Raw genomic sequence first — 25555 nt, forward strand, 5'->3', positions numbered from 1 at the left:
ACCTCGTCCTATTGTCGCGCGTTCATTGATTCAGCTTCACGGCTGACTCATGACGGGTCGACCTGCTTCCTGATTCCATCCGGCACCGGGGATGTCCCGGCGCCCTTTAGCCTTCGGCGTGCCGCTCCAGGCGTTCGTGGACACCCTGGGCGTCGAGCGACCCTGGAACACGAAGTGCTCGGGGGAACGCCCTGCGCCGCTCGGCCTTGGCCAGACAGTCCGGCACGGGATGCAACCAGGCACCCCGGCCCGGCAACCGCCGACGTTCGTCGACGATCAACCGACCGTCCGCCGCGACCACTCGCAGCAACTCGCCGATCAAGGCCCGCTTACGGCAACCCACACAAGTACGGACCGGGGCTTCCCGGTCATGCTGGAGGTCGGTTCCCGGCCGCGAGCTCTGAACCACTCGTAAGTCTAGCGCTTCGACCTTCACTCAGCCGAACCGGTTGCCGCGGCGGGCCGCGCCTGCCCGGCGTGTGCTTCGTCACCCTGCTCGGGAGCGGCGTCGCTGCGGATGTCGATCCGCCAGCCGGTGAGCCGGGCGGCCAGACGGGCGTTCTGCCCCTCCTTGCCGATCGCGAGCGAAAGCTGGAAGTCCGGGACGACGACGCGAGCGGTCTTGGCCCGCTCGTCGACGACCCGTACCGACACAACCTTCGCGGGCGACAGCGCATTCCCGACGAACTTCGCCGGGTCGTCGGAGTAGTCGATGATGTCGATCTTCTCGCCGGCCAGCTCGCTCATCACGTTGCGCACGCGCGCCCCGACCGGGCCGATGCAGGCGCCCTTGGCGTTGACGCCGGGCACCGTCGAGCGGACCGCGATCTTGGTCCGGTGTCCCGGTTCCCGCGCGACGGCGGCGATCTCGACCGTGCCGTCGGCGATCTCGGGGACTTCGAGGGCGAAGAGCTTGTGCACCAGCTTCGGATGCGAACGCGACAGCGTGATCTGCGGGCCCCGGTTGCCGCGCGAGACGGTGACGACGTAGGCCTTGATCCGGTCGCCGTGCTCGTAGGTCTCGCCGGGCACCTGCTCGATCGCGGGCAGCACGCCCTCGATGTCGCCGACCTGGATGACGACCATGCCGCGGGCGTTGGCGCGGGCGTCGCGCTGCACCACGCCTGCCACGAGCTCGTTCTCCTTGGCGGAGAACTCGCCGAAGGTCTTCTCGTGCTCGGCGTCGCGCAGGCGCTGCAGGATGACCTGCCGCGCGGTGGTCGCGGCGATCCGCCCGAAGCCTTCGGGGGTGTCGTCCCATTCCTCGTCGGTCTGGCCGTCCGGGGTGAGGGTGTGCGCGAGGACGCGGACCAGCCCGCTCTTGCGATCGATGTCGATCCTGGCGTGCGGCTGGTGGCCCTCGGTGTGCTTGTACGCGGTGAGCAGCGCGGTTTCGATCGCTTCGATCACCGTCTCGAAGGGGATGTCCTTGTCCCGTTCGATCGCGCGCAGCGCGGCGATGTCGACGTTCACTTCGGCTCCTCCTTCGGCTCCGTGGTGGCGGCGTTCAGGGCCGACGCATCGGTTTCCAACAGTTTCAGGTCCTCGGCAGGTGGTTGCTTGAACTCGATCTCGATGACCGCCTTGGCCACCGAGGCGTACGGGACGTCCCGGATCTCGCCGTCGACGAGCACACGCGCGGACTTCTCCCCCGCGTGCCCGACCCGGCCGATGAACGCCGCGCCTTCGGCCGGGGTGACCTTGACGAGACGGAACTTCGCGCGCCGCCAGTGCCGCTGCACGGTCAGCGGCCGGTCGAGACCCGGCGAGGTGACTTCGAGCGTGTACGCGCTCGCGATCACGTGCTCGTTCTCGTCGAGCGCGGCCGAGACCGCACGGCTGACGCCCGCCACCTCGTCCAGCCCGACGCCGTCGTCCCCGTCGACGACGACCTTGACCAGCTGACGGCGGCCTGCCTGCTGGACCTCGAAGGAATCGAGGTCGAAACCCGCGGCCTTGACGGCTTCGGCCACGATGGGCTCCAGCCTGCTGGCGAGGTCGTTGGGCACGGTGGAGCGCTCCTGTTCGGCTGTGGGCGACCCGGCGGCGTGGATCCGGGTTCGGTAGTGGACCAGCTTATCCGGTCACCCCCGCGTGACGCGCGAGCGGCGGCCCCGCGCGGGGTACTGGCAGGATGGGGCGGCGTGACCGGAAGATCGACAGAGCCGAGCCGTCGCACTTTCCTGCGGATGGGGGCGCTGGCCGCGCTCGCCGTGCCGCTGGCGTCCGCCTGCTCCCCCGGCTTCGACGAAAGCCCCGACCCGCTGGGCCCGTTGCTGCGCGCGGCGGAGGCCGACGCGGCGGGCGCGAAGGCGCTGGGCGCCGAGGGCGAAGCGGTCGCCACCGCGCGGGCGGCGCACGCGGCCGCGCTCAAGACCGAGGTGGACCGGCTCAACCGGCCGAAGCCGGAGCAGCCGGGTCCGGCGGCGATACCGCCGCCCTCGTCGCTGGACGGGCTCAAGGAGCGGCTCGCCACGGCCCGCAAGCAGGCCGAGGGCCTCGTGCCCTCGCTGCCCCGCTACCGCGCCGGGATGGTCGCCTCGATCGCCGCGGGCTGCGCGGCGCTGCAGCAGAGTTCGGAGAAGCTGGGCCGCGGCGACGACGCCGGAGCCGTCGAAGTGCCCGCCGGGGTCCAGCTCGGCGGGGAGGCGGCGGAGGCCGTCCAGCAGGCGCTGGCCGCCGAACACGCGGCGATCTGGGTGTACGGCCTGGTCAGCGCGTACCTGCCCGCGGCGTTCAGCGGCGCGGTGTCCCGGGGTACGGCCGAGCACGTCAAACGGCGGGACGTGTGCGAACGGATGCTTTCCGCGGCGGGACAGACGCCGACCGGGCCCGAGGCCGCGTACGTGCCGCCGAGGCCGGTGACCGAGGCGAACTCGGCGATGGAACTGGTGGCGACCGCCGAGTCGGACGCGAGCTCGGCCTGGCTCGGCGTGCTCGACCGGACCGACGACGCGGCCTTGCGGACGACCGCGCTGAACGCGCTGATCGGGTCGGCGCGGCGGGGTACCGCCTGGCGGGCGGAATTCGGCGCGAAACCGGTGGCGATCGCGATGCCGGGCCAGTCGGCGTAGAGCTGAAGGACGCTTTCCCCGCATCTGATGCGACGAAAGCGTCCTTCACCGCGTGAGATGCGGTGAAGGACGCTTTCAGCCCACGGCGGTCAGCGGCGCAGGTCGCCCGAGAGGCGCAGGGCGTCGGTCGCGATCTTCTCCAGTACGGACTTGTCCTTCTGCTTGTCGTAGAAGCCGGCCAGCACGATGGCCACCTCGGGCCCGGTGACGTGGGAGTCGTAGGCCGCGTCCTGCCCGGAGATCTTCGGCGCGCCTTGGTCCTTGAAGGTCCCGTCGCGCACCAGGTCGGACACGTTGCCCGTGCCGTCCTTGTCGGTCAGCGCCTTGAGCTGGGTCGCGGTGACCTCGCCGGGCATGGTGACCAGGACGACCGACACCAGCGCCTTCTTCCCGCCGGTCTCGGTCGTGTACAGCGCCCGCGACAGGCGCGTGCACGGCGTGTCGGTGAAGAACTTCTTGGTCTCGCCGTAGGACTTGCTCGCGCAGTCGGTGGTGACCTGCGGGCCTTCGACCAGCGTGTACTGGAACTGGCCGCTCTTCGACGGCGGGTCCGCGACCGGTGTGGGCTCCGGCTCGTGCCGGATCAGCCACCAGAGCAGGGCCGAGACGACCGCGATGACGACCAGCCCGCCACCCTTGAGCGCCAGGGCCTTGGTGTCCCTCGGCGGCTTCGGCGCGGGCGGCGGCCCGCCCGGCCCTGCCGGTCGCACCGGCTGAAGCCGGGCCGTTTCCGTCGGTCCCGGGGTAAATTGCGCACCAACCACGGGAACATACGGTAGTTCACGCCCGTCCGGCGGTTCACCTGAACGTGCTTATCACCCGTTCGACGTCGTCAGCCGTGTTGTAGAGATGGAAGCCGAAGCGCTGCCTCCCGGCCCGGGTACCGGCCACGATGCCCGCTTCCGCCACCCGGCGGGCGTCGGCGTCGAGCGAGACGATCGCACTCCCCTGACCGGGTGAGCCGACCGCTTCGAGGAGCGAGTCGGCGAGGCCGACGCAGTGCGCTCGGACGGCCTCCAGGTCCAAGGACGCGAGGTAGTCGAGCGAGGCGGCGGCGCCGACGAACGCCAGCCAGGCCGGGGACAGGTCGAGCGACCGGGCGCCCTCCGCGAGGCGCAGCGGGAGACCGTAGACGGTCTGCCAACGATCCTCGCCCGCGTACCAGTTCGCTGCGACCGGCACGGCCCGCTCCAGCACCCGCGGATGCGCGGCCAGCCACGCCGCCCCGCGCGGCGCGAGCAGCCATTTGTAGCCCGCGGCGACCACCCAGTCGGCCCAGCCGAGGTCCAGCGGCCGCCACCCGGCGGCCTGGGTGGCGTCGAGCAGGACCGCCGCGCCCGCCGCCTCGGCTGCGGCCCGGAGCGCGGCGAGGTCGATCTGGGCGCCGTCGGCCGACTGGACGACGCTGACCGCGACGAGGTCGTGCCCGGCGACGCGCTCGGTCAGCTCGGCCAGCGGGACTTCGGTGACCTTCACCCCGCGGTGCGCCTGGGCCGCGAACGGGAAGGTGACGCTCGTGAAGTCGTTCGCGGCGACCAGCACACTGGCGCCGTCGGGCAGCCCGGCGGCCACGTTCGCGATCAACTGCGAGACGGACGCGCCGATCGCGACCCGCTCCGCCGGGACGCCGATCAGCGCGCCGAAACCCGCCCTCGTCCGCGCGACGGGCTCGTCGAAGTCGGCCGGACGCGCCTCGCCGCGCCGCCACCGCTCGACCGCCTCCGCCACCGCGTCGGCCACGTGCGACGGCGGGATGCCGATGCTGGGCGTGTTCAGATATCCGGGCGGGACGGCGAATTCGGCTCCGAAGGTGTGCATGCTCCCGAGGTTAATGAGATTCCGGGAGCAGGGCGGCGACGTCGGCGTACGACGGCGGGGTCAGCGGGAGCTCCCCGCCGTCGCGCACGGCCTCCACCGTGCGCAGCGTGGCGGCCAGCGCCATCCGGTACGGCAGCGAACCGAGGCTGACCCGCGCGACACCGAGGCCGGCGAGCCCGGCGACGGTGACCTTGCCGGGCAGGAACAGCAGGTTCACCGGCACCCGGACGGCCTTCACCAGCCGTTCGACGTCCTGGGCTTCGGAAAGCCCCGGCACGAACACCCCGTCGGCGCCAGCGTCCACATAGGACAGACAGCGGTCGATCGCGGTGCCGATCTCGGGCTCGCCCAGCCAATGCGTGTCCGTGCGGGCGTTGACGAACAGACCGGGAGCGCGGTCCTTCGCGGCCGCGATCTTGGCCGCGTGCCGCACGGGGTCGCCCAGGGCGTCTTCGAGATTGATGCCCGCGACACCGGCTTCAGCGAGCTCCGCCGCCAGCGCGCCGACCTCGCCCGGGTCTTCGCTGAACCCGTCGGCGAGGTCGACGCTGATCAGCGCGTCCAGCCCGGCGAGCCGCCGCGCCAGCCGGACGGTGGCGTCCTTCGAGGACGGGGCGCCGTCCGGCTCGCCCTCGGCGGCCGAGACCCCGAGGCTGGTCGTGCCGAGCGCCGGGAAGCCTTGCGCGGCAAGGAAGGCGGCCGAGCCGAACTCCCAGACGTTCGGCAGGAGCAGCGGGGAACCGGGGACGTGCAGGGCGGCGAATGCGGTCATGGCACGACGGTAGCGAGTGGACGCTTCGGTGACGGCCGAAGCATGGGCCTCGTGAGTGGCAAGGACGGTTAGAGCCAACTAGCTTTTGGTTACCTACTTGTGACGTGCGCTTTTGTGGGTACCTGCTCTCGGTGCAGGGTCTATTCCGCTAGTGCGGGCCCGTACCGTGCGGGACGAGTCCGCACTACCCGTCCCACCACCGGGACGGGTCGAATGTGCCTTTTCACCTGCACGAACGTTGGTTCGGGCCAGGTGGGCCAGGTTTCAGTCAACCCGGCCCACCTGGCCCATTTCAGCGGTGCACCGCCATTTTCGAGACGCAGCGTGGGCGTGGCCGGTCCGACTAGTTATCAGGCGGCAGGGTCTTCCCCGTTCCGGGAATGTGCTGAGCCGGTCAGTAGCGTGAACACTTCAGTCCGCTGCCGCATGTCGCCGGGCGTGTTCTGTTCGAGTTCGCCGGTTCGATTGACGATCCAGTTCCGGGACTGGTCGCGGTCAAGCGCTGTGGTCGTGAGGCGGCGGAGGAACTCCTGGTAGTAGGCGATCACACTGTCCTCTTCCAGGAAGAGGCTGGCCGTGAAGGCATCGACGTGGAACACGGGTTGGTTCCCCTCGTGCTGGAAGACGCTGAACTCGGGCCCGTCGCCGGGTTCTTCAGCCGTGGCGGGTACGACGTGTATGTGACATTGCGGGAGCGACGACGCTAGCTGGAGCTGAACCAGTTGCTCGTTCATGACGGTCGAGTCGCCGACCACCGCGTTGAGGACGTTTTCGTGGATGTAGAAGTTGAGTAGTGGGCGTGAGCGCCGGTTGAAGAGGGAGTGGCGGGCGAGCCGGGCTTCGACGCCACTCTCAAGGTCGGGGCCGGTGTAGCCGCACCGTCGCAGAACGGCCCGGATGTACGGCTCGGTCTGGAGCAGGGCGGGAATGACTTTTGGGCTGTAGGTAGTGATTGCGACGCTGTGGGCTTCCAGCAGAGTGAGGGTGCGGAGCTGGTCGGGTAGTCCTGGACTGTGGAATTGCAACTGGTGGCCGTGGGGTTCGCTGGCCAGCGCGACGAGGTCTTCGAGTTCCTCGGGGGTCGCGCGAGCGCGCGCGAGGTAGATCGCGACATCTCCGGGCGGGACCGAGCGTTGGCCGCTTTCCAGTCGGGAGACCTTCGGGAAGCCCCAACCCAGCATCCGTGACATGTCTGCGCCGCTATAACCGTTCCGTTTACGGACTTGCTGAAGCTCATGGCCCAGTTCCCGTGTGTGCGCGGTCGACGTTTCGGGCTGCTTCATGGGTGCCGCCGAGCCGCGACAGTCGTACATGAGCTGCTCAGCCCTTCACATCCTCGTGCCTCCCGAAGCGTGTGGCGACCGGCGGAGACAGGCGCGGGCGAAGCGCAGCCTGTCTCCGCCGGAACCGGTGGGCGCCGTGAGCATGTGTCTCTGGCCAGCTGTCCCGCTCGGATGATGACGTCGCACAACGCGTCAAGGTGATCGGCGAGCCGGTCATGCCCGTAGTCGGTGAGTCGCCAGTGGGTGCGACTACCGTCCCTGCGCACTTCCAGGTATCCGGCTCGCCGGAGCCTGCGGAAGTTGGTCGATAGGGTTGCACGGTCGACGCCGATCGTGTCCGCGATCGTGGCGAAGTGGCGCCATTGCAGATCGGCGAGCATCGTTGCGCCGAGCAAACGGACCGGGTGCATGAGCAAGGGGTCCAGACTCTCGACAGAGTTCGGCATCGTCCGCTGCGGCTCGCCGCTCAGGCCGTCATCCTTCCTCGGTCGTGTTTCGTCGCTCACGATTCCTCCGCTACCTACCGGCTGACCAGCCACAACGAGTTGTACGATGTGAAATCAATATCTCTCGTGCGCTCATTTCATCGCGAGGCCACCGAGAGGCCAAAGCGGGGACATTCGAGCTGGCGACGACCGGAGAGGGGCGCGGGATGGCAGCCGATGAGGTGCACGAGTCGCCGCCGCGAACGGTGCTCGAACAGAAGCTGCGTGAGAGAAGCGAGACTCACGTCGAGTTCGTCAGGGCGGCCGAGGAGTTCGCGCGGAACTTCGGAGAAGCGGGAACGGTCAGTGAACGCAACCTGAAACGGCTTGTGGCGGGACGGAACCGGGACGGTTCGCGGGTCCGTCCGCGCCCGGCAACCGCTCGCCTGCTCGAACGGATGCTCGGACTCACTATCGATGAGCTGCTGTCGCCGCCGGACATGGTCCGCTCGGTTGAGACCGGGGAGCAGGAACTACGGCAGATGCTCAGTGCCGCGCGACGCGTGAACACCGAAGTCCTTGCCTTGCTGCATGAGCAGCTCACCGCAGTACGCCGTCTTGATCGGCAATTGGGCGCGGCAGTCGCGCACGATGAGGTGGCGACCAAGATCCGTCAGGTAGTGCGTCTGCGGTCGCACAGTCTGACGCCGGACACCCGGGCGGAACTCGCGGCGCTGCTTGCCGAGTTCGGCACCCTCGCCGGATGGCAAGCCCTGGACATGGGGGCCGTCGCCGAGTCGTGGCAACACTACGAACGCGCCAAGGAATCAGCCCACGAATCCGAAGACGTGGCGTTCGAGGTACACAGTGCGGCCGAACAAGCCTTTGTGCTGATCGAGGTGAACGAGACGGCGACCGCCGTCGAGCTGTTGCGAACGACTGAGCAGCGCGCTTGCCGGGCTACGGGAAGGTTGTTGCGCTCTTGGCTTGCGGCCGCCTATGGCGAAGCGCTCGCCGCGCACGGGCAGCGTTCGGAGAGCTTGCGCGCGTTCGACCGCGCAGCATCCTTGCTGCCCTCTGACGCGTCCACTCCGGACGGGCCTTACGTGGTTCTTGACCCCGTGCACCTCGCCCGGTGGCGCGGCCACGCTCTTGCACGCGTCGGCGAACCGGAAGCCGTCGACGTGCTGTCTTCGGCGCTCAGCCGCCTTGACCCGACGTTCACTCGCGCCGAGACGGGCTTGCGCGTCGACTTGGCAACCGCGTTCTCGGCCATGGGCGAACGTGAGCAGGGCCGACTACACGCAGACCGCGCAGCCGTGCTAGCGGCCGAGATCGGTTCGGCACGTCAGCAGCGACGAATCGACCACCTTCGTTCGTCGCTCAAGAGTTCCGACACAGTGCAACCGGGACGGGTCAGCAGGCCGTAGGCTGCCCGGCGTGGCTGACGAACATGGGTCGTGGAAGACGTTCGGTGAGCGGCTGGTCTACGACAACCGGTGGGTCAAGGTCGGGCTGACCGACGTGGAAGCGCCGAATGGCGAGCGGTGGGACTACCACGTCGTGCACCTGGCGCGGATCGCCATAGCGCTCATCGTGAACGACCGAGACGAAGCGCTCATGTTGTGGCGCTATCGGTTCGCTACCGAGCAGTGGGGCTATGAGCTGCTTGGCGGCATGGTCGATGACGGGGACGACTCCGCCAACACTGCCGCGCGGGAAGCGGCGGAGGAAAGCGGCTGGCGCCCGGTTGGCGAGCCCGAACTCCTGGTGAGCTTCGAGCCGTTGCCGGGACAGGTAACAGCCCCGGTCGACGTGTACCTATGGCGCGACGCGGAGCACATCGGCGACCCGACAGACACCGAAGAAGTCGGGCGAATCGAGTGGGTGCCGCTGTCGCGGGTTAACGAGCTTGCGCAGCGGCAAGAGCTTTTGGGGTCAGGCACGCTGGTGTCCCTGCTGTACTTCCTCAACTCACGCCGTACGTGAGTCGCCGGGCAACACGAGACCTTCAAGCCGTCGTCGCAGCCGGACTGATCCGACTTGCGAGATGATCCGCCGCGCCTGCTGAGCGTAGGTGCGGGCCGCTTCGCGGTCACCGGCCGCGCTGTAGGCAAGGGCAAGATCGACGTAGATTGACGCGCTTGCGCGGACGAACGACGGCTGCATTCCGTCGGCGAGTCCTTCAAGCTGGGCGATCGCTTGTGGATCGCCGAGCAAGACGAGTGCGTTTCCTCGCCAGCGGTCGAGATGCGTGCCACCGAGAAACAGGAACGGCAACTCCGGGTGCACGACCTCGGAAGGACGTAGCGCGTCTGCCTCATCGAACGCCCGGCGGGCATCACCATCGTTTCCGGCACGCGCGTATCCCTCGCCTTCCGCTGCGGCGAGCCATGCGCGCAGCAGGCGCGGTGCTCGCTGGCCGATCTCGCGTGCTTCGGCGAACAGAGACAGGGCGTCATCGACGTTGCCCGCGTCGATCAGGACGAAGGCCTGTTCAGCGGTCGCGTGGGCAAGCAATGCCGATGATCCGGATTCCAGGGCGGCCGACTTGGCGCGGTCGTAATGAGTCCACGCTTGCGCAAGCGAGCCGATGTCGAGCGCGTTCCAACCGGCCAATGTGGACGCCTCGGTGAGGACACCGGCCAGTGGCGCCCGGTCACGGCGCAACAGGGTGTGCCGTAGCAAGTCTTCTACCTCGGTGATCTGACCTCGCAGTCGTTCAAGACGTGCGGCGGAACCGAACCTCCGGTCCGCGTGCCTGACGCCGTCGACCTCTTGCCGGAACAACGCGATGGTCTGGGAGTCGACGCGGCGAGCGATGACGAGTCGTTCGGCGAGTTCCTCGCCGATGCCCCTGTCAGCGCCCTCGTCCGGGAATCCGAGTTCAGCGTTGGTTCTGCCGTAGATCTCACGCAGGATGGCGCGCATCGGCGGTTCCGGCACGATGCGCCCGTTTTCCCACCGCGATATTTCGGTCTTCCTGCTCGCGACCGGGAGCACGGGCAGATCACGCCCCGGACAGCGGTCATTGATCGCCCGCGCGAGCTTTTCCTGGCCCCATCCGAGTGCATGCCGCGCAGCCTGCAAGAGGCTTTTCGAGGTCATGAGCTAACACTCTCGGGCGCGCGATGACCTGCGGAAATAACACGGGATAACACAGGTCGTGTCATCCTCTGCCCGCTCCCGGCGGCCGATGAAATGCCGTTTCTTAGAGGCATGACATACGACACGAACCCTTGCCGGACGGCTATTCGAGCCGACCGGAAAACGGAACTCCCGCTACACGCCGGAATTCCTGTCACGGCTGACCAGTTCGGCGACGTCGGTCCGCAGATCCGCGAGCTGCTCGGTGATCTCGGACAACCGTCGTTCGATCACTGCCAGCCGGGCCGATACCGCGTCTTCCATGTCCTCACGGGGCTGCCCCAACGCTGGCGGTATCCGTCCATGCAAGACGGCCAGCAGGTGTTGCGGGTGCAGGCCAAGGGCCAACGCGAGCGCTTCAAGCGTGCGATCGCTGCGCTTGCGCTCGACAGTGTGGTTCTGGATTTCGCGGACGATCGCCTGCGAAACCTGCGAGCGTTCGGCCAGTTCGCGTTGTTTCCATCCGAGTTCGCTGACGCGCTCGTTGATGGCCTTCGCGACCGCCGCCCAATCTTCCGACACCCATTCCTCCGTGGTCCGCCTCAGCGCCGACATTAGCGCTTAAGGCGATTCCGCGGCGCCGGCGACGGGCCGTGGCGCTCATTCGGACCATTCTCACGCCATTGTGCGACTAAATCAGCTCTTTTTTCGCGACTAAATCAGCGATCTCACGTTAGGACTTCATTCTGATGAAAAAGACAACTCACGGCGCCGGGCATCCGGCGTTCTACTCGGTAGCGGACGCGGCGTGGATTCTGGGCGTCGACCGCGACCAGATCCACCGCGCTATCCGGCTCGGTGTACTGCCTCTCGTCCGGCGCCGCTCCCGTCTGGTGATTCCGGCCGCCGCTCTCCGGCGCGTGCTCGACGGCGGTGCGCGATGAACCACGACGAATACACGGAGATGACCGCCCGGCTTGACCGCTACGCCAGCGTCCCGGACGACGTCCTGGCCGAAGCGGTGACCAGGGATGGCCTGTGTTTCTGGGCGTTCGACAGGACCGACATGCCGGAACTGACCGGAGACGACCCGCCAGACCGGGAGCTAGCCGCACGACTGTGCGCGGGATGCCCGGTGATCGACGAGTGCCTTGAACTCGACCTGCGGACGGCTGGAGCGAACACGGTCGGAGTGTGGGGCGCGTTGCCGGACACGGATCGACGGGCCCTGTATCCGGTCTGGCGCCGCAGCCGGGGCGGTGAGGTGCGATGACGGTCAACCTCACGCCGACACAGATCCTCGCCGGAATCGGTGTCCTGCTCGTCCTGTTCGTGGTGTGGCGGTTCAGCGCCCGGAAAGCACGGCAGGCGGCCGACGTGGCCAGGGCAGGCGTCCGGGTCGTCTCGCTTGCCGGACGCGTCCTGTTCACGGGCGCCGCGTTCGTGGGCGTTCAGTGGCTGGTGATCACCCACCCCGGCAATCCAACGCTGCTGCTCGTGGTGCTCGCAGTGCCGGACTTGATCGCGGCACACGTGCTGACTCGCGCGCTCACCGTGACATCGCTGGACACCACATCCCGTGGTGGTGGTGGTCGCCGATGAACGCGGACGACAAGACCGTGAACGGCACGTCTGCCTTGGCACACAAGGATTCAGGAGAGCTAGAACACATCGGGCCAGTGCTCGACGCTGAGCTGATCGATGACACGTTGCCGCAGCCTCGCGGCCGGACGGTCCGGCGCCGGTTGGTGCGGTGGTGGCTGCATTCGCCTCTGGTGCCGTTGTGGCTGAAGAGCAAGCCTCAGGCGGTACAGGCCCTGAAAGACGCGGTCGTGGCGGTGCTGAAGTCGCCGTGGCGCTATCTCCGCGCGGTCGTACGTGGTCTCGTGGCCGGTGCCCGGTGGTGGCGCACGTGGGTCACGGTGCGGGACTACCGCACGGCGGCCGAAGAGTCGGACAAGCTCGCCGACAAGTTCACGGACATCCGTGAACTGACCTTGTTCCGATGGAAGGTCACCGGCGCGGTACTCGTCGTGGCGGCTGTCGCGGTCGCGATCGTCCATCTCGTGTACGGGAGCGATCCACTGTGGATAGCCGGAGCCGCCGCATCGGTGACGCTGGCGATCCTCGGTCGCCGTAAGGACGGCACACCGGGCCGAAAACCGGCGCTGGCGGGTCCGCGCTCGCTGACGTGGACGATGGACCCGCAAGTGCTGGTGGACGCGTTCCGGGACGCGAAGCTGATCGGGAAGGACGAGAGCCTGCGTCTGGTGGAGCGAGCGCACCGGATCGGTGACGGCTGGGCGATCACGGTCGACCTTCCGGCCACGCGCAAGGCGGCCGACGTGGTGAAGAACCGCGAAGCCCTCGCGTCAGCGCTGGCGGTCGATGAGGTACAGCTCATCGTGGAACGTGTCCGGGGTAACGGCGGACACGCCGGGCGCGTGTCGATGTGGGTCGCCGATGAGGACCCGTACGCATCCCCTCCATTGCGGACACCGTTGTTGGGTGTGACGAGATGGGATGCGTGGCGGGCGGTGCCGTTCGGTCGTGACGCACGGGATCGACGGATCGATCTGCCGTTGGTGTGGACGTCGCTTCTGATCGGCGCGATTCCGAGACAGGGAAAGACATTCGCGGCACGCCTCGCCGCAGCAGGCCTGATCTTGGACGCGTGGGTCCGGCTGTACGTGGCGGATTTCAAGGGAGGTAAGGACTGGGACGCAGCTGGCCAGCTGGCGCATCGGTTCATGTCCGGCGACGAACCCGAGCACGTCTTGTCGCTAGTGGACTGGCTCGTTGAGCTGGTCGCGGAGGTTCAGGGCCGATACCGGCGGATGCGGGACCTTGACGACCTGACGTGCCCGGAATCCAAGGTCACCCCGGACATGTCCCGGGACAACGCTCTGAACATGCCGATAACAGCGATCATCATCGATGAGGTCCAGCTACCGCTAGAGGACCGGACACCTGTTGTCGTGCAAGGAAAGAAGGTCCCTGCGGGTGAGTACATCGGCGAGTTGCTGACCTGGTTGGCGAAGAAAGGACCAGCCGCCGGAATCGTGCTTGTCCTCGCCACACAACGGCCGGACTCCAAGACCATCCCGTCCGGTCTGCGCGCGGTACTCGGCTCACGGTTCGCCCTGCGGGTGATGGACTGGCGAGACTCCAACATCGTGCTCGGAGAGCAGATGAACACCCGGGGCTACGACTCCAGCCGTCTCCTCCCGTCGCACAAGGGCGTGGGCATCTTGCGGCCGGACGGGGACACTGCCGCCGGGGCCGATGTGCTCGCGATGACGGTCCGGACCTACTACATGCCGAACGAGGATTGGCAGGCGATCTGCCAACAAGGCCGCGCGCTGCGCGAAGCGGCCGGGACACTGTCCGGACACGCGGCGGGGCACGACACCACACCCACACTCGATCACGCCGCCGTCGCTCGCGCGATCGGCACGGGGGCCACCACCGGGCGGACACCGGCCCCGGCGGACGTCGTGGAGCTACCGGAACCGCTCGCGTCCGTCGTCGCCTACCTCGGTGACGACCTGGATGACGGCGGCAGGGCGTTCGTGCCGACGTCCGAACTGGTCGATGCGCTCGACGTCGAACCGACCGCGTTCGGGCGAGCGATGGGCGACTACGGATGCCGCCCAAGCAGGGAACGCGTACCTGGTATTGACGGGGAGACCAAACGCGTACGCGGCTACCTCACAGCCGATGTCCGGGCCGCCATCGAACGTGTCACAGCGGGTGAGGCGGCGCCGGATGACGGCTGACAAGCGGGAGAGCTACGCCGAAGAGCAGGCGCGTTTGGACGCGGAAGCGGTCGACCGCTGGGCGGTAATCATGGCCGATTGGCCGCCGATGACAGACGAACAGATTCAGGCGATCGCGATAGTTCTTAACCGAATCGAGACACGTCTTGCAGAAAACTGGAAGCAGGCCTGAATAGTGGCTCATTATTCTAAACTAGGGTGATGAGCCACTATTCAATAAGTTTACTAACTTTACTTCCCGGAAGGTTCGCAGTAACCACTCGGTGTCAGCTTTTATTTAGAATAGCAAGGAATCCGATCTCGCCTAGGAGTCACTTGGCCCATTGGTGTTATCACTGGAACTAACTTGCTCGGTTTCGACACCCTGGTCGCGAGTCGATTCAACCGCCTGCCCCCACAATGCCAGTGCGCCAGCAATTATTCTTGAATCGATATCATCCGTTGTGAGCTCTGGCCACTGCAATCTGGCACGGAGAAGATTCCGAAGAAAGTACCTGGCCGCTTCGATAGTATCTACTTGACGGCCGTGCAGGGTTACATTCACAGCCTTAGCGGGCCTCTTGCGACCGTGAACAATGGCAGATCGCAGGGAATATAGAGACTTGGACGCCTCGATCACTTCGGCGGAATTGCTTATTCCAAGTTCAGCGAGGACTGCTGCTATACGTATGGCCACCTTGTATGTGGCGTCACCTGGATTGCCCGCAACTAAAGCTTCAATTCCAATGCAGAGGTCCAGAAGTCTGTCAACGTCACTCGGACGCCGCTCCGCGTCCAGTAAGCGCTGTGCCGCTACCGAAACAATATTCTCCTGCTGTCCCAGGGAGGTAAAGCCTTCTCGCAATAGCTCAATCTCTGATCCGCTTAGAGTCTTTGTGGGCTCGGTTGCGGCCTTTAAAGCGGTTGAATAATGCGGCAAGAATGGACCTGGGAGCACCTCGGGAAGTGGGCCCGTAAACTCATGACTCCATCCTACAGGGCGATATAGGACCTGCACATATCCGGTTGGCTCTTCGGCAAATGTTGATAAGACCTGAAAGAATCTATCTAGAACAGGGGCCTCGATTGGACTATCCTCCGGAGTCCATAGCCAAGTTAACGCAGTTGGGTTCGGGAGGGTCCATCCTTCCAGCACTATCGCATGTGTGGCCATGGGAATTAGCTCCTTATAGGCGCTCACGCGAGGGTTTCCAGATGCGCGCGCAAGCTGAAGCCCGTCATCCATTCGCTCAATAAATGTTTTCTCGTCTAATTCGATTCGATCGGATTCGAATGAAATATTGAGAATTGGTACCACTAGCCTTATCGGAACCTCATCAAGAACCCACCAGGCCGCTAACTTGAGAACATGCTCTCGAAGCGCCTCGGTGTTCAGTTCCCAGCCGTTCTCAAAGACATGCTTCTCGGCTGCAATAACAGGAAGCTTTCCTACGTTAACACGTAGGACGTGTTCCATGAACTCGTCCCTGCCGCCAGCGAGGGAATGAAATCGCTTGAGGTCATCATGGTCAATTACATAATTTATAAGGGCTTCGAATCCATCAAGCTCCGAGTACTGGTATTTCGTGCCCCACCTGTTATCGTTTGTGAAAGCGCCGTCGAGGTCTAGTGCGCGCTCCACGCTGGCGCCCGACTTCACGGTGCGATAATCGACGCGATCATCAACAAACGCAGGCAGTGAGATTGTTTTAAATTCGTGGCCAGACCTGTCTAGCTCAGCCGACTTTTGCAGCACATCCACTGCCACCCTGAACGCCAGGTCGACCAGTATGTCAAGTTCATCCAGATTGTTAATTCTTGTCAATCTGCAATCCTTTCGTGCACGGAATTTCCAGAGTGGCGCTTCTGGCTATGTCGACGTCCAGTATCTCTCATCTTCTGCGCGGCGGTAGCTAGGCTACCTCGCACGAGATGACGGGGTGACAACCTGGAACCCTAAGCGTATTGTCGTTCGACAAGCCCAAGGTAACGCGCGCCAACCTGAATGACCTCAAGGAAGGGTGCCGTCACCGGGGGACGCAGGATGCTTGCCCGTGGAGGCGGATACGCGATGACGACTTCGGCGCGGGAGGTTGCTTTTTGATTCCGGGAACTTCGTACCAGTTAATAGTCGCCGTCGCCCTGGTACTACCGGGTATTGTCTTTGGTACAACCTTGCAGCGTCTACGCGGCCCAACCCCGGAAGACAAGGACGCTAGCACTCGCATCTTGCGCGCAATCGCAGTCGGCGCTGCACTTGACGTACTATACGCCTTGGCCTTTGGGCCCAAGTTAGTTCAACTCGCGCATCCTGCGCCGGGACGTCAAGCGTCGTTGCTTTCAATATTTACCGCAAATCCACGTGAGATCGCACTCTGGGTGGCTCTCTTGGCGGGAGCAGTGCCCGCACTGGCGGCATTCTGCGTACATTTTCAATCGGCATTTCGTGAAACATCTCGCGAAATTTCCATAAAGAAGCGCCTTGCCGACGCGCTAAAAATCCACTACAGGACCACTCCGACCGCCTGGGATTACATTGCTCGTGAGGGCGGGTGCTTTATCCGCGTTCGCTTGTCGGATGGCGTATACTTCGGCGGATGGATTGACGAACAAAGTTTCGTGAGCGGCTACCCGGAGCCGAAGGATATTTTTATACGCTCTCAGTGGGCCCTGAATGAAAAGGGAGTCTTTCTTCATAAGATCCAGGGCACACGCGGGGTGTACATACCAGTGTCGGACGGTGTAGTTGTCGAATGGCTATCAATGCCAGATCAAGTTGAAGATGGGTCGTCGGTTGAACCCCTGAAACAGAGAAACAAGAAGTTAAGGAGTATTAATAGTGAGTGACGATCAGCGGACAGGACGTCCTCAGCGGTCCGTTACGGGTGGTGGACATCCGCGTTCCAACACGGAGGAGCGTGGGCGTAATCCTTCGTCAGGAGGCTCAAAAGAGCCAACTGTTGGCCCGAAGACTCCGAGTGGTGCAAGCAGCGCAAACGCATCGTCGGAAGACAAGTAATAGCCTGGCCAGGCAGCATAAGCCTTAGTCTTTGCAGGCTCTGGCATGAATGCTGCCTGGTCAGTTCGTCTTGCTTCGGTTGCTCACATGGTTGCGCAACTCGACGCGAACTCGATCTTTATCGAAAGTGCGAAACCCGGCTTTAGTAGATGGGTCTACTATGAGGGCGTCGGCACCGAGCGCGTCTAGCAGTAAGGCGCGTTTCTCGGAGACTTCGGCGCCATCCCACTTCTCGGCGGCTTCTTGGCGGGTCAAGGGTTCTGTGGGTCCTTCTGGATTTCCTCCGGTCAGTTCGTCGCGCTCGGCTTCCAGTCGCGCAAGTTCTTTCATGGCCGGTTCGTTGGCCTTGTCGTACGCCGCTTCGGTCATCTTGTCGGCCCCGAACTTCGCAGCGATCGCCTCAAGTCGAGCGTTGCATTTGGTGAGTGCTTCTTGCACCTGCTTGAGCCGATCGGAGATTCGGGCCCGTGCTGCCTTAATCGCCGCTGCATGGCTCTTGTCCGACAAGCGAGCGATCACGATGCCGCGAATCTCGCGATCAAGCATCCGCATGTCGGCTGCGACCTTGCCACACCCGCCACGCGCTTTCGTGCACGCGTACTGTCGTCGCCGTTGCCCATCCTTGTACTCCCCAACATGCGGACGGCCGGACAGCGACTTCCGGCATAGGGAACATGTCGCGATCCCCGAGCCGACATAGCTGTGCCCCGCCTGCTTGCCTCGCGTGCGTCCAGCAAACATCGCGCGCAACCGCTCGAACCTGATCGGGTCAATGATCGGCTCACCGGGCATGTGCCCTACGACCTCGCCGTCGTGCTCGATCAACCCGGCATTGCGAGGCCTCAGCAGTACCTCCCTGATCTGCACAGGCGAGAACACCTTTCCCGTGACCGTGCGCAGCCCGGCGGCCTTCCACTCGTCGTGCAGCGCGATCAGTGTCACTTCCGCGAGCAAGGCATCAGTGCCGGACCGTAGCGCTGCGCGTTCCCGTTCCACCAGTTCCGCCGGAACCTGCTTACGGGTGTCTTTGCCGTTCTCGTCCAGTGCGTTGTCCTTCGACACCGTCCGGTCCAGCCCGGGGAACCCAAACGTTCTGCCCTGGTGATGCGGAACGCCCCGTTTGCGCAGCGTCTCGAACCGGCGCGAGATCCTCTGAGATGCCTCATCGGAGTTGCGCTGGTTGTGGGCGACCTCCTGCCGCAGCTGATAGCGATCGTTGTAGTCCGAGAGGTCATATCGCCCATGTGACGACGCCACAGTGAACGAGTCGAACCCCTCGATCACCTTGAACATGTCCTCCAGGTCGGGCGAGCGACGCCACCCCCTGTCGGTGTTCCACAACACCACCCCGTCACACGCCCGCGCCGCAACTCGCTTCATGATCCGTTCCCACCCCGGACGACGAACCCTCGGGTTCCACGCCGAGAGCTTCGGGTCGGAAATCTCCTCGCCCAGCACGCCGCCCAACCGTTCGATCACCTCACGGTTGTCGGCGTGCTGGGTTTCGCACTTCTCCAGCTTGCCCGCTTGGTTGCGGGACAGTCGCGCGTACGAGTCCAATACCGGCTGCCGACCACCCTGACCTGCACTAACCTGATGATTGATCGCCATAGATCAACCGTAGGTCGACAAGAGAGGGTTGGCTAGAACCGTCCTCAACACTCACGAGGCTTCGGTGCGAGTCTCCAGTTTCTCCAGCCGCGCCTTGATCTCCTCAAGCTGGTAGACGATCTCCGGCAACTCGCCCGCGGCGAAGGTCGCCAGCCGCTCCGAGTGCTTGAGCGTCGCCCGTACGTCGTCGAGCGCGGCGGCGATCTTGGGGACCGCCTCGACGGCTTCGAGCGTCGAGACGAGCACGCGCCGCGCGACGGCGGTCAGCTGTCCGGGGATGGCGAATGCAGCGCCGAAAACGTCGAACATGGCCCTCCGATCACGCGGCGAACCTCGGGTGCGGCCTCTTCGTACCCGACTCCGGCCCGTGAGCACGCGGTGGGCTCGCGCTTTGGGGCGCTTGTGGCTACAGGGACTCTTGGGGCTCCCGCGAGGCGATCAGCGCGGCCAGCACGGTGGTGACCGGGACCGCGGCGACGATGCCGACGCTTCCGGCCAGCGTCCGCACGATCTCCTGGGCGATCTCCTCCGCGCCGAGGATCGAGCCGAGCCCGACCCCGAAAGCGACGTGTACAGCAGCACCGGCAGCGCCGCGCCCGCGTACGCCATCACGAGCGTGTTGACCGCCGAGCCGACGTGATCGCGCCCGATCCGCAGGCCCGCGCCGTACAGCTCACGCCAGCCGAGCGCCGGGTTCGCGCGCCGGAGCTCCCACACCGCGCTCGTCTGCGTCACCGTGACGTCGTCGAGCACACCGAGCGCGCCGATCACGACACCCGCCAGCAGCAGGCCCCGCGCGTCGACCCCGTGCCCGAGCGAGCCGATCAGCTGGGAGGTGCTGTCGTCGAGCCCGGTCAGCGCCGCGGCGGCCGAGAAGATCGCCGACAGGACGCCGATCAGGACCAGGCTCACCAGGGTGCCCAGCACCGCCACCGAGGTTCTCGCGGACAGCCCGTGCGTCAGGTACAGCGCGACGAACATGATCGCGCCCGCGCCCGCGATCGCCACCAGCAGCGGACTTTCGCCGGCGAGGATCGAAGGCAGCACGAAGAACGCCAGCACCAGGAAGCTCAGCCCGAGCGCGATGAGCGCGGCGAGCCCCCGCCAACGGCCGAGGACGATCACCGCGAGCGCGAACAACCCGGCGAGCAGCAGCAGCGGCGTACCCCGCTGGAAGTCGACGATCTGGAACGACGCGGGGTTCGCGACGTCGCCGCCGTTGTAGGACAGCACCACCTCGTCGCCGGCGGCGAACCGCGGCGTGCTCGGTTCGATGGGGAGCGTGAGCTTCAACGGCTTCCCGGACGCCGGCCCGTCGGTCATCGTGAGTTCGCTGGTGAGACACGGTTTCGCGTCCGGCGGTGGCTCGCCGACCTGAACCTGGCCTTCGGCGAGGCACGGTCCGGTGATCGTCCCGGTGACCGTCGCGCTCACCGGGGTCCCTTGGGGGAAGACGCTTTTCGCCGGATCCTTGCCCCACGGATAGAGGAAGACCATTCCGGCGACGGTCGCGACGGCGAGTGGGATCAGCAGCCACATCAGCAGCAGCCTGACCCGGCGCGACGCGGGCGCCGCTGGTCCGTGACCATGCGAATGCCCGTGGCCGACCGGCTCGGGTTCGGGCTTCGGTTCGGCGGCGCGACGTCTGCCCGGTTCGGCCGTTCTCGGCCGCTGGGCCGGAGGGCGGGGGCGCCGCGTGCCTTCGGGCGGCGGCGTCCGGCGCGGCGAACGGGACGTTCCGGGCGAACGATCGGACGGGGTGTCCGTTACCCGGCGAATCGGGCCGGTGTCGTCGTCGGAGATGTCGCGGCGGTTCACCCGCACATCCTCCACAGTGCGCGCCGGCCGCCGCACACGGCCTAGCCGAACGCCTGCCGAAGGTGGACACGGCGATAGGCCGAAGGCGGGGTGTCGAAGTGGTCGAGGAAGGCTTGGCGAAGCGTCTCGGTCGAGCCGAAACCGCATCGCCTCGCGATCGAGGACAAGGGGAGTTCGGTGCCGCACAACAGTTTCGCCGCGTTCTCGGTCCTCGCGGCCCGCACGTACCTGCTGGGTGTGGTGCTCAGATGCGCGTCGAACAACCTGGTCAGCTGCCGGGTGCTGATCCCGGCTCGCTCGGCGAGGACGGCGGTGCCGAGGTCACCGGCGAGGTGTTCGGCGACGTACGCCGTGATGTCGCGGACCAGCCGGTTCTCCGGCGGCGGGCCGGAGAGGAACATGCTCACCTGCGCCTGGTTGCCCGGCCGCTGCAGGTAGGTCACGAGCATGCGGGCGACCTCCCTGGCGAGGCTCGGGCCGTGGTCCTCCTCGACGAACGCGAGGGTGAGGTCGATCCCGCTGGTGACCCCCGCCGCCGTGTAGACGTTGCCGTCGCGCACGTACAGCGGCACCGGATCGACGTTCACCCGCGGGTAGTTCGTCGCGAGCCGGTTCGCGAACCGCCAGTGGGTGGTGGCGCGGCGGCCGTTGAGCAGCCCGCACGCGGCGAGCACGGTGGCGCCGGTGCACACGGAGGCGACACGACGGCTCTGCTGCGCGAGCCTGCGGACGTGGGTGACGAACCGCGTGTCCGCGGCGGCGGCCTCGTGCCCGGTGCCGCCCGCGACGATCAGCGTGTCGAGTTCGCCGGTGATCTGGTCGAGCCGGTGCTGTGCCTGCAGGGTCAGCCCGGACTCGCAGCGGATGCCGCGTCCGTCGACGCTGGCGAGCATGATCTCGTACCCCGGCTTGCCGCCGAGTTTGGTCGCGGCGTCCAGGACGTCCGACGGGCCGGCGATGTCGAGCAACTCGGCGTTGCTGTAGCCGACGATCAACACTCGTCTGGGTGAACCCGGCATGATCGAACGCTACCAGTAGTGCCCGGCCGTCGGACGTTGTTCGCAGGAATCCGGACATCCGGGCCACCGCGGGCCCGCGCCTGCGACACCGTTGTCCCCATGACAGACGACAAGAAGACGATCGCGTTCGTGGTGTACCCGGGGATGACCCCGCTCGACATGGTCGGGCCGCTGACCGTGCTGGACGGGATGGCGAGCACGACGCAGGAATACCGGACGGTCGTGGTCGGCGAGACGAAGGACCCGGTCACCACCGACAACCCCTTGAGGCTCGTGGCGACCCACACCTACGACGAGGTCCCGTCGCCGTACGCGCTGCTCGTCCCCGGCGGCGCCGCGCCGACGCTGAAGGCGCTCGCCGACGAGAAGCTGGTCGGCTACCTGCGTGGCGCCGCGGCGAACGCGGAGCTCGTGACCTCGGTATGCACGGGGTCGCTGTTGCTGGGGCAGGCGGGACTGCTGAAGGGCCGGAAGGCCGCGACGCACTGGATGTTCCGCGAACTGCTGGGCGCGTTCGGCGCGGAACCGGTCGCGGAGCGCTGGGTCGAGGACGGGAACGTGATCACCGCCGCCGGGGTGTCGGCGGGGATCGACCTAGCGCTGCATCTGGTCGAGCGGCTCGCCGGGGCCGAGATCGCCCGGACGATTCAGTTCGTCATCGAGTACGACCCGGAGCCGCCGCAGGGGCCGCTCGACTGGTCGAAGCGTCCGTACGGGGACCTCAAGCCCTTGCTGGAGCACACGCTGAACGACGCGCTCGCCAACGAGCCCGAGCTGCGGGACAGGCTCCTCGCCCACACCGGGAAGTAAGGGGGCGGCCATCCGGGTGAGAAATCGCCGACTCGGGGACAGCACCGGGTTACATTCGGGTCATCCGTCCAGGTGATAGGTGGTTCGTGGAGTTCAAGGTGCTCGGCCCGCTCGCGGCCTCGGTCCCGCTGCCGTCGGCGGCTCAGCCCCGTCGGGTGCTCGCGGTGCTCCTGACCCGGCCGAACGAGGTCGTCCACCGGGACACGCTCGTGGACGAACTCTGGCCGCAAGGGCCGCCGTCGAGTGCCGCGGCGGTCGTGCAGATGGCGATTTCCAAGCTGCGCAAGGCATTGTCACCCGGCGTGCCGGTGGACGACGAGCGGCAGCGGCTCAGGTCCGGCCGGAGCGGCTATCGGCTGACGGTGTCCGAAGGCGAGCTGGACGTCACCGATTTCTCCGAGCTGACGGCCGCGGCCGCGAGGGCGACCGGTGACGAACGCAAGGCCTTGCTCGAACGGGCTTTGGGGTTGTGGCGTGGCCGGGCCTTCGCCGACGTGCCGGTCGGTCCGCTGGTGGAGGCGCACCGGCTGTGGCTCGAGGACCGGCGCTGTTCGGTGCTGGGGAAGCTCGTGGAGCTGGACCTGGCCGCCGGTGACCACAAGGCGGTCGCGGACCGGTTGGGTCCGGAGCTCGTCGCCCGGCCGGGCGACGAGCGTCTCGCCGGGTGGCTGGCCGAGGCGTTGCACGGTCTCGGCAGGCGGGACGCGGCTCTCGCGGTCCTCGACCGCTGCCGCCAGGCGCTGTGGGAACAGTCCGGAGTCTCGCCGGGGGACGGCCTGCTCGCGGTCCACCGCCGGATCTCCGGAACCGGCTGGTCGGCGGGTGGCGCGCCGTGCCGTCTGCCCGCGGCGACACCGGATTTCACCGGCAGGGCGGCGGAGCTGGCGGAGGTGGGACGCGCGTTGCGGGCTCCCGCGCCGATCGTGCTGCACGGGGCGGCGGGAGCGGGGAAGAGCACGCTGGCCGTCCAAGCCGCGTGGCGCGTGCGCAAGCGGTTCCCGGACGGCCAGCTCGTCGCCGATCTGCGTGAACCCGGTGACGTCCTCGCCGGGTTCCTTCGCGCGCTCGGTCTTGCGGAAGCGGAACTCCCCGCGGACCGGGCGGGGCTGATCTCGTTGTGGCAGAGCCACTCCGCCGACCGGCGGCTGCTGGTGATCCTCGAGAACGGCCGGTCCGAAGCCGAGGTACGGCCGTTGCTGCCGAGTGGCCCCGGCTGCGCGACGATCGTCACGACACGGCGGCGGCTGGCCGGTCTCGCCGGTGCCAGGCCGGTCGAGGTCGGGGCGCTGCCCTACGAGGACGCGCGGACGCTGCTCGGCGAGATCGCCGGAGAAGCCCGGTTGTCCGCCGAACCCGATGCCGTCCGCCGGGTGCTGGCCTGCTGCGACGGTCTTCCGCTGGCGGTGCGGGCGGCGGGGACGAAGCTGCTGCAGCGGCCACGGCTGAGCGTCGCCGAGTTCGCGACACGCCTGGAGAACGAGCGGCTGCGCCTCGACGAGCTCGCCGTCGGCGACCTGGCCGTGCGCCCGGTGCTCGCCGAATACCTCGCCGAGCTGTCGGCGCGACAGCGGAATTCCCTGCGGTTGCTGGGTTTTCCCGGTTCCACCGAGATCGCCGACTGGTTCGCGACGGCCATGCTGGGGTGTCCGCCCCGCGAGGCGGCGGAACTGCTCGACGAACTCGTGGACGACCATGTGCTCCACGCCGAACCGGATCAGGCCGGTTCTCTCAGGTACCGGCTCCCGGGGCTGATCCGGCTCGCGCTCCGGGAACCGCCGGAGCCCGCGGCTCTCAGACGCGCGCTGACGGTGATGGCGGCGTTGGCCGAACACGCTTCCGCCGCGCTCGGCGCCGGGTACCCGCCCTCCCGGCGCGCGGACGTCCCGGCGGCTGTTTCGGATCGCGTCGCGGCCGACCCGATCGGCTGGCGGGTCGCGGAAACCGCGAATCTCGCGCTCGCCGTCCGTACCGCGAAGAACCATGGCTGGACCGGGCTGGCCATGCGGCTGGCCGACGCCTACAGCGATCTCGTCGGACCGCGGAAAGGCGGTTCTCCCGCCTGGCTCGGATTCGGCATCGTGCGTGATCGCCTCGATCTCCCCGCGGAGGCGGAGAAACTGCTGAAGCTCGGGCACGCCCACGCCGACGCGGGGGATCTGGCCCGGGCGAGGACCAGTTTCTCGTTGGCGGAGGCCAGGTTCCGCTCCGTGGGTGATCAGCCGGGCACCGGGGCCGCGCTCGTCGCGCTCGCCGACGTCGACGCGGACTCCGGCCGGACCGGCGCGGCGGTCCACGCGCTGCGCGAGGCATTGGACCTGTTGCGGGACTGTGGTGACCTCGCCGGGCAGGCCATGGCGTCGGCCCAGTTCGGCTCGCTGTGGGACGACCTCGGCGACTTCCGCCGGGCCAAAGAATGCTTCGACGCGAGCCTGCTCCTTTCACTCCATTGCGAAGACGGGCACCAGCACGACAGGTCCGCCAAGCGGTACGCCGACGTCCTGCGCCGGAACGGACGCGTCGACGAGGCCGGTGCCCTGCTGACGAGCGCCCTGATCGGCACGCGCAGCTCGCGTGAACGGCATTGGGAGGCGCACGTCCTCCGGAGCCTCGGTGACCTCCACGCGAAAACCGGTGACGCGGGGGAGAGCGAACGATGTCTCTCGCGCTCACTGGAACTGTTCGAGGATGTCGGGCACCGTCACGCCGCCGCGTACACGCATCGAAGCTTCGGCGAGTCGTTGCGTCTGGCGGGTGAACACAGCCGTGCCGCGGAGCACCTGAGCCTGGCGATGAGTACCTTCCGTGAGCTCGGAGACCGCCGGGGCGGCGGATACGCCTTGCTCAGCTTCGGGCGCCTTCGGTCGGACGAAGGCATCGTGACCGAAGCCGCCCAAGGGCTCCGGACCGCGGCAGGACTGTTCCGGGAACTGGGATTCCCGGTGTGGGAACTGCGTGCGCTCCAGGGCCTTTCCGCCGTCGACGGGAGCGGGCGCCAGCGGGATCGGGCTCGTGAAGCCTTGACGAAGATCCGCTTCGGGGTGACCCCGGCATAGCCCGGCGA

Annotated in this window: 25 protein-coding genes and 1 pseudogene; 11 read left to right on the forward strand and 15 right to left on the reverse strand. The window is 66.7% G+C overall.

What is annotated here, in order from left to right; genetic code table 11:
* Positions 1-106: 106 nt before the first annotated feature.
* The 3 genes from MJQ72_RS05840 to rimP all read right to left on the reverse strand — a co-directional run bounded on the left by MJQ72_RS05840 (position 107) and on the right by rimP (position 2009).
* Positions 107-343 (reverse strand): YlxR family protein, encoded by a 237-nt coding sequence (locus tag MJQ72_RS05840; RefSeq protein ID WP_240598104.1) that lies wholly within the window; start codon positions 341-343, stop codon positions 107-109.
* 89 nt (positions 344-432) lie between these two features.
* Entirely contained in the window at positions 433-1473 is a 1041-nt protein-coding gene (gene nusA, locus MJQ72_RS05845; protein ID WP_240598105.1) for a transcription termination factor NusA, read from the reverse strand.
* Positions 1470-2009 carry a ribosome maturation factor RimP gene (rimP, locus tag MJQ72_RS05850; protein ID WP_240598106.1) on the reverse strand — a complete coding sequence of 180 codons (540 nt, stop codon included), beginning with the start codon at positions 2007-2009 and terminating at the stop codon, positions 1470-1472. The genes nusA and rimP overlap by 4 nt, the downstream gene beginning before the upstream one ends.
* A 135-nt stretch (positions 2010-2144) precedes the next feature.
* Here rimP and MJQ72_RS05855 point away from each other — a divergent pair, with 135 nt between their 5' ends.
* Positions 2145-3074: a ferritin-like domain-containing protein gene (locus MJQ72_RS05855; protein ID WP_240598107.1), complete on the forward strand. Its 930-nt coding sequence runs from the start codon at positions 2145-2147 to the stop codon at positions 3072-3074.
* 89 nt (positions 3075-3163) lie between these two features.
* Here the strand turns inward: MJQ72_RS05855 and MJQ72_RS05860 are convergent, their stop codons facing one another.
* The 5 genes from MJQ72_RS05860 to MJQ72_RS45015 all read right to left on the reverse strand — a co-directional run bounded on the left by MJQ72_RS05860 (position 3164) and on the right by MJQ72_RS45015 (position 7393).
* The gene (locus MJQ72_RS05860) at positions 3164-3784 is read right to left on the reverse strand and encodes a hypothetical protein (protein WP_240598108.1); all 621 of its coding nucleotides are present in this window, start codon (positions 3782-3784) and stop codon (positions 3164-3166) included.
* Positions 3785-3872: 88 nt separating this feature from the next.
* Positions 3873-4892, reverse strand: a complete 1020-nt coding sequence (locus MJQ72_RS05865; protein ID WP_240598109.1) for an aminotransferase class V-fold PLP-dependent enzyme — start codon at positions 4890-4892, stop codon at positions 3873-3875.
* Positions 4893-4902: 10 nt separating this feature from the next.
* Positions 4903-5664, reverse strand: coding sequence for an isocitrate lyase/phosphoenolpyruvate mutase family protein (locus tag MJQ72_RS05870; RefSeq protein ID WP_240598110.1), 762 nt, complete (start codon positions 5662-5664; stop codon positions 4903-4905).
* A 350-nt stretch (positions 5665-6014) separates the two neighbouring features.
* Complete coding sequence (locus MJQ72_RS05875; RefSeq protein WP_240598111.1) at positions 6015-6947, reverse strand: helix-turn-helix transcriptional regulator; 933 nt, start codon at positions 6945-6947, stop codon at positions 6015-6017.
* Entirely contained in the window at positions 6944-7393 is a 450-nt protein-coding gene (locus MJQ72_RS45015; protein WP_396426977.1) for a transcriptional regulator, read from the reverse strand. Before MJQ72_RS45015 ends, MJQ72_RS05875 begins: the two co-directional genes overlap by 4 nt.
* Positions 7394-7599: 206 nt before the next feature.
* Between MJQ72_RS45015 and MJQ72_RS05880 the strand changes: the two genes are divergently transcribed.
* Positions 7600-8802, forward strand: a complete 1203-nt coding sequence (locus tag MJQ72_RS05880) for a hypothetical protein (protein ID WP_240598112.1) — start codon at positions 7600-7602, stop codon at positions 8800-8802.
* Between the two features lie 10 nt (positions 8803-8812).
* Positions 8813-9361, forward strand: a complete 549-nt coding sequence (locus MJQ72_RS05885) for an NUDIX hydrolase (RefSeq protein ID WP_240598113.1) — start codon at positions 8813-8815, stop codon at positions 9359-9361.
* On the opposite strand, the gene MJQ72_RS05890 is transcribed toward MJQ72_RS05885, so the two are convergent.
* Both MJQ72_RS05890 and MJQ72_RS05895 read right to left on the reverse strand, forming a co-directional pair.
* Positions 9347-10480: a tetratricopeptide repeat protein gene (locus tag MJQ72_RS05890; RefSeq protein WP_240598114.1), complete on the reverse strand. Its 1134-nt coding sequence runs from the start codon at positions 10478-10480 to the stop codon at positions 9347-9349. The two genes, MJQ72_RS05885 and MJQ72_RS05890, sit on opposite strands and share 15 nt — an antisense overlap.
* A gap of 174 nt (positions 10481-10654) precedes the next feature.
* Positions 10655-11041, reverse strand: coding sequence for an XRE family transcriptional regulator (locus MJQ72_RS05895; RefSeq protein WP_240598115.1), 387 nt, complete (start codon positions 11039-11041; stop codon positions 10655-10657).
* A 167-nt stretch (positions 11042-11208) separates the two neighbouring features.
* Here MJQ72_RS05895 and MJQ72_RS05900 point away from each other — a divergent pair, with 167 nt between their 5' ends.
* Genes MJQ72_RS05900 through MJQ72_RS05920 form a run of 5 tightly spaced genes read left to right on the forward strand, consistent with a single transcriptional unit; the run spans position 11209 to position 14410 of the window.
* Entirely contained in the window at positions 11209-11403 is a 195-nt protein-coding gene (locus tag MJQ72_RS05900; protein WP_240598116.1) for a helix-turn-helix domain-containing protein, read from the forward strand.
* Positions 11400-11732, forward strand: coding sequence for a WhiB family transcriptional regulator (locus tag MJQ72_RS05905; protein WP_240598117.1), 333 nt, complete (start codon positions 11400-11402; stop codon positions 11730-11732). The genes MJQ72_RS05900 and MJQ72_RS05905 overlap by 4 nt, the downstream gene beginning before the upstream one ends.
* Positions 11729-12061: a hypothetical protein gene (locus tag MJQ72_RS05910; protein ID WP_240598118.1), complete on the forward strand. Its 333-nt coding sequence runs from the start codon at positions 11729-11731 to the stop codon at positions 12059-12061. Before MJQ72_RS05905 ends, MJQ72_RS05910 begins: the two co-directional genes overlap by 4 nt.
* Entirely contained in the window at positions 12058-14238 is a 2181-nt protein-coding gene (locus MJQ72_RS05915; RefSeq protein WP_240598119.1) for an FtsK/SpoIIIE domain-containing protein, read from the forward strand. The genes MJQ72_RS05910 and MJQ72_RS05915 overlap by 4 nt, the downstream gene beginning before the upstream one ends.
* On the forward strand, positions 14228-14410 hold the full coding sequence (locus tag MJQ72_RS05920; RefSeq protein ID WP_240598120.1) for a hypothetical protein: 183 nt from the start codon (positions 14228-14230) through the stop codon (positions 14408-14410). Before MJQ72_RS05915 ends, MJQ72_RS05920 begins: the two co-directional genes overlap by 11 nt.
* Before the next feature lie 132 nt (positions 14411-14542).
* On the opposite strand, the gene MJQ72_RS05925 is transcribed toward MJQ72_RS05920, so the two are convergent.
* On the reverse strand, positions 14543-16042 hold the full coding sequence (locus tag MJQ72_RS05925; protein ID WP_240598121.1) for a HEPN domain-containing protein: 1500 nt from the start codon (positions 16040-16042) through the stop codon (positions 14543-14545).
* Between the two features lie 140 nt (positions 16043-16182).
* On the opposite strand from MJQ72_RS05925, the gene MJQ72_RS05930 reads away from it, so the two are divergent.
* A complete protein-coding gene (locus MJQ72_RS05930; RefSeq protein WP_240598122.1) occupies positions 16183-17064 on the forward strand; it encodes a DUF6338 family protein in 882 nt (293 codons plus the stop codon).
* 232 nt (positions 17065-17296) lie between these two features.
* Here the strand turns inward: MJQ72_RS05930 and MJQ72_RS05935 are convergent, their stop codons facing one another.
* From MJQ72_RS05935 to MJQ72_RS05950, 4 genes and pseudogenes are all read right to left on the reverse strand, one after another.
* Positions 17297-18847 (reverse strand): recombinase family protein, encoded by a 1551-nt coding sequence (locus tag MJQ72_RS05935; protein ID WP_240598123.1) that lies wholly within the window; start codon positions 18845-18847, stop codon positions 17297-17299.
* A gap of 51 nt (positions 18848-18898) precedes the next feature.
* On the reverse strand, positions 18899-19156 hold the full coding sequence (locus tag MJQ72_RS05940; protein ID WP_240598124.1) for a hypothetical protein: 258 nt from the start codon (positions 19154-19156) through the stop codon (positions 18899-18901).
* 97 nt (positions 19157-19253) lie between these two features.
* Positions 19254-20665 (reverse strand): annotated as a pseudogene (locus MJQ72_RS05945) (YibE/F family protein).
* A 41-nt stretch (positions 20666-20706) separates the two neighbouring features.
* Complete coding sequence (locus MJQ72_RS05950) at positions 20707-21684, reverse strand: GlxA family transcriptional regulator (protein WP_240598125.1); 978 nt, start codon at positions 21682-21684, stop codon at positions 20707-20709.
* A gap of 99 nt (positions 21685-21783) precedes the next feature.
* On the opposite strand from MJQ72_RS05950, the gene MJQ72_RS05955 reads away from it, so the two are divergent.
* Both MJQ72_RS05955 and MJQ72_RS05960 read left to right on the forward strand, forming a co-directional pair.
* The gene (locus MJQ72_RS05955) at positions 21784-22494 is read left to right on the forward strand and encodes a DJ-1/PfpI family protein (protein WP_240598126.1); all 711 of its coding nucleotides are present in this window, start codon (positions 21784-21786) and stop codon (positions 22492-22494) included.
* An 86-nt stretch (positions 22495-22580) separates the two neighbouring features.
* On the forward strand, positions 22581-25547 hold the full coding sequence (locus tag MJQ72_RS05960; RefSeq protein ID WP_240598127.1) for a BTAD domain-containing putative transcriptional regulator: 2967 nt from the start codon (positions 22581-22583) through the stop codon (positions 25545-25547).
* The last annotated feature ends 8 nt before the right edge of the window (positions 25548-25555 follow it).

Source organism: Amycolatopsis sp. EV170708-02-1 (genome assembly GCF_022479115.1).
Taxonomy (GTDB): Bacteria; Actinomycetota; Actinomycetes; order Mycobacteriales; family Pseudonocardiaceae; genus Amycolatopsis.